Origin of the sequence: Neobacillus sp. GCM10023253, assembly GCF_042653105.1 — a bacterium.
GTDB lineage: Bacteria > Bacillota > Bacilli > Bacillales > Cytobacillaceae > Neobacillus > Neobacillus citreus.
This window is the reverse complement of record NZ_JBHSHV010000007.1, coordinates 20889-33058: the sequence shown is the minus strand read 5'-3', so window position 1 is coordinate 33058 and position 12170 is coordinate 20889. Positions and strand designations below refer to the sequence as shown.

The 12170-nt window shown below is 41.5% G+C and carries 13 protein-coding genes; 10 read left to right on the top strand and 3 right to left on the bottom strand.

From position 1 onward, the window contains the following. Positions 1-30: 30 nt before the first annotated feature. The 4 genes from ACFPA1_RS10260 to ACFPA1_RS10245 all read left to right on the top strand — a co-directional run bounded on the left by ACFPA1_RS10260 (position 31) and on the right by ACFPA1_RS10245 (position 3491). Positions 31-876 (top strand): 3-hydroxyacyl-CoA dehydrogenase family protein, encoded by an 846-nt coding sequence (locus tag ACFPA1_RS10260; protein ID WP_378582566.1) that lies wholly within the window; start codon positions 31-33, stop codon positions 874-876. A gap of 15 nt (positions 877-891) precedes the next feature. Further along, entirely contained in the window at positions 892-1674 is a 783-nt protein-coding gene (locus ACFPA1_RS10255) for an enoyl-CoA hydratase/isomerase family protein (RefSeq protein ID WP_213139867.1), read from the top strand. Between the two features lie 147 nt (positions 1675-1821). Further along, positions 1822-2595: a hydroxypyruvate isomerase family protein gene (locus ACFPA1_RS10250; protein WP_378582564.1), complete on the top strand. Its 774-nt coding sequence runs from the start codon at positions 1822-1824 to the stop codon at positions 2593-2595. A gap of 2 nt (positions 2596-2597) precedes the next feature. Then, entirely contained in the window at positions 2598-3491 is an 894-nt protein-coding gene (locus tag ACFPA1_RS10245) for an NAD(P)-dependent oxidoreductase (RefSeq protein ID WP_378582562.1), read from the top strand. 325 nt (positions 3492-3816) lie between these two features. On the opposite strand, the gene ACFPA1_RS10240 is transcribed toward ACFPA1_RS10245, so the two are convergent. Together ACFPA1_RS10240 and ACFPA1_RS10235 are read right to left on the bottom strand one after the other, a co-directional pair. After that, a complete protein-coding gene (locus ACFPA1_RS10240; RefSeq protein ID WP_378582559.1) occupies positions 3817-4245 on the bottom strand; it encodes a PH domain-containing protein in 429 nt (142 codons plus the stop codon). 138 nt (positions 4246-4383) lie between these two features. Beyond that, the gene (locus tag ACFPA1_RS10235) at positions 4384-5211 is read right to left on the bottom strand and encodes a GNAT family N-acetyltransferase (protein WP_378582557.1); all 828 of its coding nucleotides are present in this window, start codon (positions 5209-5211) and stop codon (positions 4384-4386) included. A 141-nt stretch (positions 5212-5352) separates the two neighbouring features. Between ACFPA1_RS10235 and ACFPA1_RS10230 the strand changes: the two genes are divergently transcribed. The 6 genes from ACFPA1_RS10230 (at position 5353) to ACFPA1_RS10205 (ending at position 11787) form a co-directional block, all read left to right on the top strand. Then, positions 5353-6801, top strand: a complete 1449-nt coding sequence (locus tag ACFPA1_RS10230) for a sigma-54 interaction domain-containing protein (RefSeq protein ID WP_378582554.1) — start codon at positions 5353-5355, stop codon at positions 6799-6801. Between the two features lie 180 nt (positions 6802-6981). Next, a complete protein-coding gene (locus tag ACFPA1_RS10225) occupies positions 6982-8547 on the top strand; it encodes a class I adenylate-forming enzyme family protein (RefSeq protein WP_378582552.1) in 1566 nt (521 codons plus the stop codon). A 1-nt stretch (position 8548) separates the two neighbouring features. Next, positions 8549-9931 carry a short-chain fatty acid transporter gene (locus tag ACFPA1_RS10220; RefSeq protein WP_213139874.1) on the top strand — a complete coding sequence of 461 codons (1383 nt, stop codon included), beginning with the start codon at positions 8549-8551 and terminating at the stop codon, positions 9929-9931. A 127-nt stretch (positions 9932-10058) separates the two neighbouring features. Further along, positions 10059-10418, top strand: coding sequence for a hypothetical protein (locus tag ACFPA1_RS10215; protein WP_378582551.1), 360 nt, complete (start codon positions 10059-10061; stop codon positions 10416-10418). Between the two features lie 104 nt (positions 10419-10522). Next, complete coding sequence (locus tag ACFPA1_RS10210) at positions 10523-10729, top strand: hypothetical protein (RefSeq protein ID WP_213139876.1); 207 nt, start codon at positions 10523-10525, stop codon at positions 10727-10729. 107 nt (positions 10730-10836) lie between these two features. Continuing rightward, positions 10837-11787, top strand: coding sequence for a ribose-phosphate diphosphokinase (locus ACFPA1_RS10205; protein ID WP_338088257.1), 951 nt, complete (start codon positions 10837-10839; stop codon positions 11785-11787). A gap of 130 nt (positions 11788-11917) precedes the next feature. On the opposite strand, the gene ACFPA1_RS10200 is transcribed toward ACFPA1_RS10205, so the two are convergent. Further along, positions 11918-12145 carry a hypothetical protein gene (locus ACFPA1_RS10200; RefSeq protein WP_378582548.1) on the bottom strand — a complete coding sequence of 76 codons (228 nt, stop codon included), beginning with the start codon at positions 12143-12145 and terminating at the stop codon, positions 11918-11920. Positions 12146-12170: the final 25 nt, after the last annotated feature.

Below are 12170 nucleotides of genomic sequence, written 5' to 3'. Positions count from 1 at the left end.
GGCTCTTTCTGCATGAAAGGGGAAAGTAGCATGGAAATAGTTAGTGTTATCGGTTCCGGCACGATGGGACGAGGAATTGCTTATACAAGTGCAGCGGCGGGTTTTATAACCTATGTTCAAGATATCAGTGAATCTGCCCTGGGAACCTGCCGATCCTACATCGAAAAGCAATTTAATCGTGCTGTTGAAAAAGGAGAACTTGATAGAGAAACGGCAGATGCTGCCAAAAACAGAATCCGCTATACCACCCAGCTTGAAGAAGCCGCGCAGGATGCCGATATAGTCATTGAAGCTGTTTTGGAAATCATGGATTTAAAAATAGAAATCTTTAAGCAGCTGGATAAAATCGTTAAGCCTTCTGCGATTTTGGCTACCAATACATCGACGATGAGCCCAACGGAAATTGCGGCACAAACCTCGAGACCGGAACGCTGTCTTGCTCTTCATTTCTTCAACCCGGTACCGAGAATGAAGCTGATTGAAGTGGTTTGTGGCTTGGAAACATCCGAGGAGACGATCGAAAGAAGCTTTGAATTTGGAAAAGCGCTCGGAAAGGAATGTGTCAAAATCAATGAGTTCCCCGGGTTTGCCACCAGCCGGATGAACTGCCTCATCGGGAATGAAGCCATGAATATGGTCATGGAAGGTGTTGGGACGGTCGAAGATATTGATAAAGCGATTAAATTAGGCCTTAACCATCCAATGGGTCCGCTTGAACTCGCCGACCTTGTTGGCCTTGATACAAGGCTCCGCAATATGGAATATCTCCATAAAACACTTGGAGAGAAATATCGCCCATGTCCCATTCTCGTAAAATATGTAAAAGCAGGGCGGCTTGGAAAGAAAAGCGGTAAAGGGTTTTATAACTATAATTAATAGGGGGAGTTATTGATGCAAAACTATCAAAATCTTGAAATTAATCGAAAAGGGCGCCTTGCCTATATCGTCATCAATCGTCCTGAGCTTCGCAATGCTTTGAACTTTGAGACTTTGCAGGAGATTGTTGCCGCGCTTAACGAGTTAAGGGGAGACGATTCAGTCGGCGTTGTTGTTTTTACCGGAAAAGGTGAAAAATCCTTCGCTGCAGGAGCAGATATCAGCCAGTTAAAAAAGAAGACTGCTCTTGATGTTTTCAAACCGGGCGGGATGCAAGAGGTATATGACCTCATTGAAATGTATGATAAACCAACCATTGCGATGGTAAACGGCTTTGCCTTAGGCGGGGGCTGCGAGCTTGCGCTTTCTTGTGATATAAGGGTTGCGTCCGCGAATGCCAAGTTTGGCCTGCCGGAACTGAATCTTGCTATCATTCCTTCTGCTGGCGGGACCCAGCGACTAGCTCGCGTCGTTGGCAAAGGGAAAGCGCTTGAGATGATTCTAACTGGAAAAATGATTGACGGCGAAGAAGCGTACCGGATTGGATTAGTATCTGAAGTAGTAGCACCGGAAGATCTGGTAGCAAAAACCGAGGAAGTAGCCGATAAAATCCTTGCAAAAGGACCGCTTGCTGTTAAGTTGGCAAAGCTTGCCGTTTTAACCGGATTTGAAACAGACCAAAGAACTGGCCTGCTTATTGAAAAACTTGCCCAAGCTGTCCTGTTTTCTACAGAAGACAAAAACGAAGGAACATCTGCCTTTTTAGAAAAAAGAAAGCCGGAATTCGCATCTAAATAATGTAACATGTGCCTGGTATCATCCGGTTTAAGACGGTACCAGGCATTTTATTTGTCGATTTTTTGAAAAAAAGCAAGGAAAAATTAAAATTATAGTCGAATCTTTAATTTAGTGCTTTTCTAAAAATTTTTATTGATGGAGTTTAAGATGAACAAATTTGCTGTTAACCTTACCACTATTTTTACTGAAGTTCCTTTTTTGGAACGGTTAAAAAAAGCTCGGGAATGTGGATTTTCATATGTGGAGTGTCAATTTCCTTATGCTTATTCGATAGAAGAAATTCAGATGGAACTTGTCCGGAATGAATTATCGATGGTTCTCTTGAATTTGCCGCCAGGTACTTGGTCAAAGGGTGACCGTGGCCTTGCGGTAGACCCTAATCGGGTGGATGAATTTAGAAGTTCAGTTATGGAAGGAATAAAGTATGCCACAGCCATGAACGTTCCGAGAATTCACTGTATGGCCGGTATCGTTTCCGAAGATGATAAGAAAATCGCTAATGAAGTCTTTCTTGAGAACCTTTTCTTTGCCGGAACGGAAATGGCGAAGCATGGCCTCACAGTTTTGATAGAACCGATTAACCAGAACGATATGCCGGATTATTTTTTGAGTGATATTCATCAGGCAAAGGACATTCTCGATACGTTGAGGTTGCCGAATGTGAAGCTTCAATTTGATTTTTACCATATTCAAAGAATCCATGGGAATCCGCTCACACTTTTTCAACAATATGCAGACGTGGTGGGCCATATTCAAATTGCCGATGTTCCGGGGCGGAATCAGCCTGGCATAGGGGAAATGGATTATCAAAGTATTTTTCAATATTTACATGATACATATGAAGGGTATATTGGGCTGGAATATACCCCTTTAGGGAAAAGCCAAGATAGCTTCGAATGGCTTAGGGGAGGAGGAAAATAAACATGAAAATAGGATTTGTTGGGATTGGAGTAATGGGTTCAAGGATGGTAAAAAGGCTCTTGGATCACGGGTATCAAGTAAATGTCTATAACCGGACGAAGGAAAAAGTAAAAGCGTTGGTGGAGCATGGTGCAGGACAAGAAGAATCTATCTCATCTCTGGCACAAAACAGTGATGTTATTTGCACATGTTTATCGATGCCAGGGGACGTTCTAGAAGTGTATCAAGGAAACGGCGGAATCCTCGAAAATGCCCGGCCCGGTACCATTTGTATCGATTTTACTTCGGTCGGTGCAGATACGAGCAAGACCATCCACGCTCGTGCCATTGAAAAAGGATTGAGTTATCTCGACTGCCCGGTAAGCGGCGGGCCAGAGGGTGCGGAAAGTGGATCTTTAACGATAATGGCCGGGGGCGAACGGACTGCTTTTGAAAAGGTTTTTCCGATACTAGGCGTTGTCGGGGGAACAATTGAACATCTCGGTCAATCAGGTGCTGGCAGCATTGCCAAACTCATGAACCAATATCTTGTTGCGGTTCATTCCTTGGCAGTTTCTGAAGTGATGGTAACCGGGTCTAAATTTGGCCTTGCCCCAGAGCAACTTTACAAAATTCTCTCTGCGAGCTATGGGGACAGCCGAATTTTGCGGAGACATATGAAGGAGTATGTATTCGACCGCCAATTTGAGCCTGGCGGCGCCGTGAAATATGTTCACAAAGACGTCCGCTTGGCCAATCAGCTATTACAAGAGGCAGGGTTGAGGGAATTTACGGGTCAATTGGCAGAGGAGGCCTATCGCTTGTCAACCGAGCAAGGTTTAGGTGATTTGGATATGTCGGCGGTTATTCTGCCGTTGGAGGAACAATGCGGGATTGTGGTGAAGAAAAAAAGTTAGAGTGATGAACTTAGAGATAAGTTGGTTAGTATTTTACCCGTTGGGATGCCTGGATAGTTTTGACGGTAAAAATAGAGGTACTATATTACCCGCGTGATGCTTGGAAACCTGTGAACGGTAAAAATAGGGGGTTTATTTTACCCGCGAGGTGCCCGGAAACTTGTGAACGGTAAAAATAGAAGCCCTATTTTGCCCAAACAGGTGTCTGGTAACCCACGAATGGTAAAAATAGTACTCGCTCGATATTACCCGTGTGTCTCTATAAACGATGATATAAACCAAAAAAAGTGCCAGGTACCACCTTTTAGCGGCCATCTGGCACTTTCTATGATCTTATTATTTTTGCATGAGGACAGTGTTTGGCAAGAACGTCCATAAACTCATCCCTGTCCTTAGGTGAAATGAGAACAGTATCATATTGACCGTACGTTATCTCAAGTCTTTTTAAAGACAACGCTGGGCTAGATAAGGGATTCATCGTTTTCCTGACAGATTTTATTGAATAAAAAGGAATAATTTTCTTAAATGGCCCATACCTGACAATTAAGTATTTATCATCAAAAACATAGTAAGTAGTCAGCCACAGCCACACTATAAAAATGGATAATAGAATCGGGAACAGGAGGGCAACTATTAATTCTCCAACATTCGGGGTGTCTTTAAAAACCGCCAAACCGCTGCTTCCAATTGCAAATATCATGCCCCCAAAAACAACAACTGTTAGCCACCAATCCATCTTTGATGAATATTTCATAATATCACCACCAAAAAGGTTCTTTATATTTAATACGATTAACTTTATAAAAATGTTTCCTAAAAAAATGATAAACCTGCAATGAATAATTCACTAAAAACAGCCAGGATACTAAACATATCCTGGCTGTTTGTGATTTTAATTCTGATATAGATAATAATCCTGCGAATGATAACTCCTAAATCCGCAAGATTCATAGAGCCTCAGGGCATGGGCGTTCTTAGCTTCGACTTCGAGAAAAATCGGCAAGCCTTTCTGATGTTCCATTTTGACGACCCTTGATAAAGCACGACGTCCTATCCCTTTACCTCGCAGTTCAGGGAAAATCGCGAAACCGTAAATCCAAGCTTCACCATTCAACTCAGAAACACGCATCTTTCCAGCTATCCTGCCTTCGGCCTCAATAATCAGCCTATCCTCACTGCTAGTTTCCGAGATGGTCTGCTGAAATTCCCGTGCTTCTTTTTCACTAAACCCAAAGCCTGAAATTTCTAACTGGATTTCAGCCTCCCAATCTTCCTTAGAAACAGAAGGTCTGACAGTTACAGAAGGATCATCGTATAACTCAGTAACTTGCCATTTCATCTGATACTCCGCCACCGCAAACGTGCACGGAATATTTTTCAAGAAATCCTTAGCTGATTGAGACTCGGTTGGAGCATTTAATAAAATCGTGCTCGCACCGTGTTTCTTTGCCTCGATAAGTCCCATTTCCAGCAGTTCCGAAAAAATCCCTCTTCTACGATAATCCGGGTGGACCATCCCGCAAAGCTCCACTTTATTTCCAAATCCATAGCTTCCTAGGAAAGCGACGAGCTTGCCATCTTCGTAACGAAAGAAGTCTTCCTGCCGGTCTGCGCTACGGTTTTCGAGCATGTCATCATTAAGCTTTAGGTGGAAACCACCTTCTTTTTCACAAGTCTCTTGTAGAGCTTTAATTTCCTTTAATTGTTCCTGTTTTAACATCTTTGTCACCTCAGTTCATAATCCACTATATTTATTCTTGTTCAAGTTGAAGTATTCCTTCTTCAAGGACAAGTTTCCACTATTAAGTGATGAAAAAAGTAATCAGATAATTTATAATAAACTGACAAGGGGTGGAAATAGATGAATAATTTGGGAACAAATCTTCAAGAACAAATTCACAAACTAACTGACGAATTAAACCGTACCAGCAAATTGGCCAAGATTTTTGAAGATTTTATCGACTCCAGCTACGATCCAATTTTTATTACCGATAAAAACGGATATGGTTTTAAAATGAACAAGGCTTATACAAGAGTCACGGGTGCCACAAAAGAACAGTTAATGGGGAAACATATGAACGATTTAAAAGAGCAAGGCATCATTTCCGATTCCATATCCATGCATGTTTTAGAAAAAAAAGAAAGACTGACAATGGTCCAAAAAGTGAACGGGAAAGAGCTATTGGTAACAGGAAATCCCATCTTTGATGAGAATGGTGAAATTTTGTATGTGGTCACTAACCTAAGGGACATCTCCACTTTAAATCAATTGAAGATCGAATTAAAACAGACCAAGGCGCTTGCTGACCAGTATTTGCAAGAATTGGAATTCTATCAAAAAAAGGACCATATTATCTCGCATGATGGGATTGTTGCTAATAGTGATAAAATGCTGAAAGTCATCGATTTAGTGCAAAAAATCGCTCCGGTTCTTTCGACGGTTTTGCTGCTTGGGGAATCAGGGGTTGGGAAGGAAATAATCGCCAATTTAATTCAAAAATTAAGTTCCCGTGCCAATCAGCCCTTCATCAAAGTAAATTGTGCCGCCATCCCCAAGGATTTGCTTGAATCTGAGTTATTTGGCTATGAAAAAGGGGCCTTTACGGGTGCTGACAGCAGGGGGCGAGCAGGATTATTTGAACAGGCCGACAAAGGCACCATTTTCCTTGATGAAATTGGGGAAATGCCGCTTCATCTCCAGGTCAAGCTTTTAAGAGTCATTCAGGAATTAGAAGTCAGACGGATTGGCGGCGGCCAATCGAAGAAAATAGATATTAGGATAATCTCAGCTACTAATAAAGACTTGGAATCAATGGTAGTCAGAGGGGAGTTTCGCCAAGACTTATACTACCGCTTAAATGTTGTTCCTATTAAAATTCCTTCCTTACGCGAACGGAAAGAGGACATCCCGGTGCTCGCTTTTTATTTTTTAAAGAAGTTGAACCAAAAATATAACTTGAATAAACAATTGTCGGATGCGGCCATTACCCAAATGAAGACCTATTCCTGGCCAGGGAACATTCGCGAGATGCAGAACTTGATAGAACGGCTTGTGGTAACTGTCGAGTCAGAAATGCTCGATTCTCACCATTTTTCTTTCAATCATCAGTATTTGTCCCAATCCTTAACAACTGAAAAGACATTAAAAGAAGTTGTCCAAGACCTTGAAAGAACGATGATCATGGAAGCGATGGTTCAATACCGTTCTACAAGAAAAGCGGCGAAATCCCTCGGTATCAGCCAATCAACATTAGTGAAAAAAATGCAGAGGCTTGGATTTCAGCAAACCGATTACGTTCTTCATCAGTGATTCTGAATAGAATCACTTTTATTGTGCTTTTAGACTATAAAAATAACAATTTTGTGAACATGACAATGTTTTGTGGTTTTGGCATGGAAATTGCATATTAGATAAACGTGCAGAACTATTAAAAATAATAGGGAGGAATTCATTGAAAATGAAACGATGGTTGGCAGGAGGGAACAACCCATGACAGATATTATCGGAAATAGAACGATTCCAAAGCTTTTAGAAGAAATGACTGCGCTTTTTCCAAAAAAGACCTTTATCGTATTTGAAGACAAAGACGAACAGACACTTTCTCATACATATGAAGAATTTTGCGGCCAGGTCAGAAGGCTTGCATCCGCTTTACATGCTTACGGTATTAAAAAGGGTGATAAAGTCCTGTTGCACTTGCCGAATAGCATGGACTTTATGATTTCCTGGTTCGCTATTACATCCATCGGCGCGGTTATGGTGCCAACTAATATTCTTTCCACTGCAGATGAAATTGCCTACTTATTGGAACATTCGGAAACAAGGCTTGTCATTACCGAAGATGAATACGTAGAGAAGTTTACTAGTTTCCAAGCTCAATTAAATGGTTTGTTTTTATCAAGAAGCAAGGGCAGCCAAGAGTATGGGGTAAGTCTTAATGAAGTGATCAAGCAACACGGACCATTGAAGGCGTTTCCTGAAATCTCAAGTGATGATCTTGCTGCTATATTGTATACATCCGGGACGACCTCCAAGCCAAAAGGGGTTCTAATCACTCACGCCAACTATGTGTTTGTCGGGGAAATCATGTCGAGGTCGTTAAGGTTATCTCCTGAAGACCGCGTGATGATTGTGCTGCCGATTTTCCATGGAAACGGTCAATATTATTTGTCGATGCCGGCCCTGACGGTAGGCGCAAGTATCGCCATAACAGAATCCTTTAGCGCTTCCAGGTATTTTAAGCAGGCGAGACGTCTCGAGGCCACGGTGGGTTCCTTGTTTGCCGCACCAATCAAAATGATATTGAAAAAAGAATTTGATTCCGAGGATGCCAGTAACAAACTGCGCTTAATTGTTTTTGCCCAAGCAGTAACGAGTGAACAGCTGCGTATCTTTGAGGAAAGGTACCAGGTTCCATTATGCCAGTTGTACGGCATGACTGAAACAGTCGGGACACCACTCATCAATCCAATCAACGGAAATCGAGATAACTTAAGTATAGGTCGTCCTAATATTGCCTATAACGTCAAGCTAGTGGATGAAAATGGCTGTGAAGTAGAGGATGGGGAGGAAGGGCAAATTGTTGTTTCCGGTATTCCGGGCAGAACGATTATGAAGGGGTATTTTAACAATGAAACAGCCACAAACGAAACAATGCGGGATGGCTGGCTTTATACAGGGGATATGGCCCGTAAAGACCCGGATAAGGATTTCTTCTATTTTGTTGACCGGAAGAAGGATATGATCAAACGGGCTGGAGAGAATGTGGCAGCAAGTGAAGTCGAGTCTGTTTTGAATCAGCATCACGCTGTGTTTGAAAGCGCTGTCATAGGAATGCCAGACGAGATGAGAGACGAGTCCATTCACGCCTTCGTTATCTTGAAGGACGGGTATAATACTCTTCCACAGGAGTTAATTGATTTCTGTACGGATAAACTGGCCAAATTTAAGGTTCCGGAATCCGTTCAGATTCTTTCAGAGTTCCCCAGAACTTCGGTTGGAAAAATTCAAAAGCATTTATTGAAAAATTATTTCTTAGAAAAAGGGAGGAAATGAAATGAAAACGAATCTGCAAAATGAATCACCAAAATCTTCGCTAAATAACCAGAATAATATTGTTGCAAAAATTGGGCTTTTCTTTGCCAAAATTGCCGAAAGATGGCTGCCGGATGCCTTCGTTTTTGCTGTTTTACTTACGGTGATCACGTTTCTTGGCGGAATGTTCATCACAGATAAGTCGCCGGTAGACATGGCCATTTATTGGGGAGACGGTTTTTGGGGACTGTTAACCTTTACCGCGCAAATTATCACTACGTTCATCATGAGTTACGCTTTAGCTTTAACAAAACCAGTTTCGAAAACACTTGAATCAATCGCCGGAATTTGTAAAACGCCGACTTCTGCTATTTTACTAGTGACTTTTACGTCGCTTTTTGCCTCACTGATCAGCTGGGCATTTGGACTTGTGGTCGCCGGCATTATCGCGAAGCTAGTGGCGAAAAAGGTACGGGATGTGGATTACCGAGTCCTAGTTGCCGCTGGATATTCAGGATTTGTCATCTGGGAGGGCGGCCTTTCTTCCTCACCGGCTTTGTTCGTAGCGACAAAAGATCATGTTTTTCAAGATAAAATTGGCATCATTCCAACATCTGAGACGCTTTTCTCACCTTTAAATTTGGCCATCGTCATCATCACCTTCTTCACTTTGCCATTCATCATGAAACTAGTCCATCCAAAAAGAAAAGAAGACCGCTTTATTATTGATCAAAAACTGTTGGAAGACAAAATTGAAGTGGACACAAAAGATTCTGAGACCAATTACCTCAATGATAAATTAGAAAAAAGCAGACTTATCACCGTTTTCGGAGGGCTTTTAGGATTATCTTACCTAATCAATCACTTTGTGAAAAATGGCTTCTCACTGGATTTAAATACGGTCAACCTCATCTTCTTAACGTTTGCTCTTTTATTATATGGAAACGTCCGCGACCTTGGAAAAGGGATTTTGAAGGCGTCCGGCAGCGTCGGCCAATTTGCCTTACAATACCCGTTCTACGCAGGAATCATGGGGATGATGGGTGCTTCAGGTTTGGCGTTATGGATTTCCGATTTATTCACGGATATTTCCACGAGCAATACTTTGCCATTATTTACATTTTGGGCGGCGGGACTGCTGAACATGTTTATTCCATCCGGTGGCGGGCAATGGGCTGTTCAGGCGCCGATGGTTATTCCTGCTGCACTAGAGATGGGTGTGAATCCGGCAAAAGTGGTCATGGCCGTTGCCTGGGGCGATGCCTGGACCAACATGATCCAGCCTTTCTGGGCCATCCCGCTTTTAGCCATCGCTGGCCTGAAAATCCGCGACATCATGGGCTTCACCGTCATCACACTTGTTTACACGGGAATCATTATCTCAGTTTGTATGTATATTTTTTAAAAAGTAAAGTAAGTGCCGGGCATCATTCATTGACAGGTGCCTGGCACTTTTCGTTTTGTAATATAATAAAAGTTCTAAACATACACTTTTCCTAGGAAAACATTATGTTTTCAGGGGTGATGGAAACATGCAATTCGAAATGCAAAAAGCGATCATGCTCGCTGAAAATATAAATAACTTTATTAAATTTGTCCATAAGACCCACGCAAATAAAAATAGTGTTTATGTAAATGTGGATAAGGTGTATCAAATGAAACTAATCATGGAGGAGTTTCAGTATCAAATCATCGCAGATGAACTTATTAGGATTAATCAATTTTCCTGGGATGGAAAATACACTCATTATTTAGTGAACAGGTTTCAAGAAGGGCACGACATTATTGAAGAGTATGTAAAAAATAACTACGATGATTTATTTATTTTCTCGGGAAGACTCTATACGCTAAAAAATCTCGTCTTATCATTCAGCAAAAAGAAACGTTATTAACAGTTGTTCTTAATAATTTCAAAAATTGAATGGCTTTTCAAAAGGATTTTCACCCTCCAACATCGAATAATGAATAGTAACAACATAAGTTAGGAGTGGGGGAAATGAAAATTAAAGTCGTCATGGATTCTGGGAAGGAATATGTCATTAGCGAAAAGGATTATTCATTAAAAGACTTCACTCGAACGTTTTATACTGATTCAGCAAATGGTGAAAAAACCTTGCATAACACGCTGGTATATTTAGACAGAGACGAGAAAATTGTCATCAATCCAACACGGATTTCCTCTGTGGAGGTAATTGAAAAATAATAATGGGTGCATCCTTTCGAGGGTGCTTTTTTATTTTTAAGCAAAATTTTATCCTTGTCCCAATTGAATGTTATAATAATAGAAAAAGTATTTTTGGAGGAAACAAGGTGCCTTATCAATTAAATAAAGACTTCAAAATGTTTACCTTAAATTCAAACCGCAAGCTGGCAGAAGAAATGGCTGAACTTTTAGGCTGTACGTTAGGCCGAAGCTCCGTGAAGCAATTTAGCGATGGTGAAATTCAAATTAGCATAGAAGAAAGTGTTCGCGGAAGTGAAGTCTTCTTAGTCCAATCTACTTCACATCCAACGAATGTACATATTATGGAGCTTCTTATCATGATTGATGCCTTGAAACGAGCTTCTGCAAAAGTGATTAACATTGTTGTGCCATATTACGGCTATGCCCGCCAAGACAGGAAAGCAAGATCGCGGGAACCGATTACAGCAAAACTTGTCGCGAATCTTCTGGTTTCAGCTGGTGCCAGTAGGATTATTACGATGGATTTCCATTCCCCGCAGGTACAAGGTTTTTTTGATATACCTGTAGAGCATTTAACCGGGATTCCGATTCTTTCAAAGTATTTTGAAGAAAAAGGATTAGAAGATATCGTTGTGGTTGCACCGCATAACGGCGGGGTAGTTAGAGCGAGAAAAATGGCCAGCCTGTTAAATGCCCCGATTGCCTTGATTGACCGGCGCCGCCCTGAGCACGATACAACTGATATTATGAACATTATTGGAAACATTCAAGGAAAGAATGCAATTATTGTGGATGATCTCATTGATACAGCAGGGACCATTACAACTGGAGCAAATGCCATGATGGAAAAAGGGGCGAAGGCTGTCTATGCCTGCTGCACACACCCGCTGCTTTCCGGTCCAGCAGTCAGCAGAATCGAATCATCTTCGATAAAAGAATTGGTGGTAACCAATACAATTTCCATTCCGGAAGAAAAGAGAAGCGGTAAAATGACGATATTGTCCGTTGGTCCATTGCTAGTTGAAGCCATCGATCGGGTTCATAATAAAAAAGCCGTCAGTCCTTTATTTGAATAACGTTTTACGAAACAATCCACCCTTAGTCCAGTGCTAGGGTGGATTGTTTATTTTTGCGGAAGTAAAAAATGGATTACCGTCGGATAGGGTCTTCTAACTGTCGGATACCAACAGTTAACTGTCGTAAAGCCTATTTTTCGATCAACCTTCCTAATGGCTTGTAAATCCAGTCAATCATTTGAGTGGGGCCTGGCATTTCTGGAAAAAAAATAAGTAAAACAGATAGAAACAATCCAAGGAAGGTTAGTGATAGAAATGCTGCTTTTTCTTTCTTTTGATGCTTTTTTAGTTTTGGCCATTGATAAAGAAACATGGAGATGGCAATGAATAAACTGGCTATCACCAGACCCCATTTCATGATTTCACCTCTTTTTCTCCTGCAA

Coding starts and splice junctions, on each gene's coding strand:
- ACFPA1_RS10250 (WP_378582564.1), top strand. CDS start 1,822: ATGAACAAATTTGCTGTTAACCTTACCACTATTTTTACTGAAGTTCCT.
- ACFPA1_RS10240 (WP_378582559.1), bottom strand. CDS start 4,245: ATGAAATATTCATCAAAGATGGATTGGTGGCTAACAGTTGTTGTTTTT.
- ACFPA1_RS10210 (WP_213139876.1), top strand. CDS start 10,523: ATGAAAATTAAAGTCGTCATGGATTCTGGGAAGGAATATGTCATTAGC.
- ACFPA1_RS10260 (WP_378582566.1), top strand. CDS start 31: ATGGAAATAGTTAGTGTTATCGGTTCCGGCACGATGGGACGAGGAATT.
- ACFPA1_RS10230 (WP_378582554.1), top strand. CDS start 5,353: ATGAATAATTTGGGAACAAATCTTCAAGAACAAATTCACAAACTAACT.
- ACFPA1_RS10215 (WP_378582551.1), top strand. CDS start 10,059: ATGCAATTCGAAATGCAAAAAGCGATCATGCTCGCTGAAAATATAAAT.
- ACFPA1_RS10225 (WP_378582552.1), top strand. CDS start 6,982: ATGACAGATATTATCGGAAATAGAACGATTCCAAAGCTTTTAGAAGAA.
- ACFPA1_RS10220 (WP_213139874.1), top strand. CDS start 8,549: ATGAAAACGAATCTGCAAAATGAATCACCAAAATCTTCGCTAAATAAC.
- ACFPA1_RS10255 (WP_213139867.1), top strand. CDS start 892: ATGCAAAACTATCAAAATCTTGAAATTAATCGAAAAGGGCGCCTTGCC.
- ACFPA1_RS10245 (WP_378582562.1), top strand. CDS start 2,598: ATGAAAATAGGATTTGTTGGGATTGGAGTAATGGGTTCAAGGATGGTA.
- ACFPA1_RS10200 (WP_378582548.1), bottom strand. CDS start 12,145: ATGAAATGGGGTCTGGTGATAGCCAGTTTATTCATTGCCATCTCCATG.
- ACFPA1_RS10235 (WP_378582557.1), bottom strand. CDS start 5,211: ATGTTAAAACAGGAACAATTAAAGGAAATTAAAGCTCTACAAGAGACT.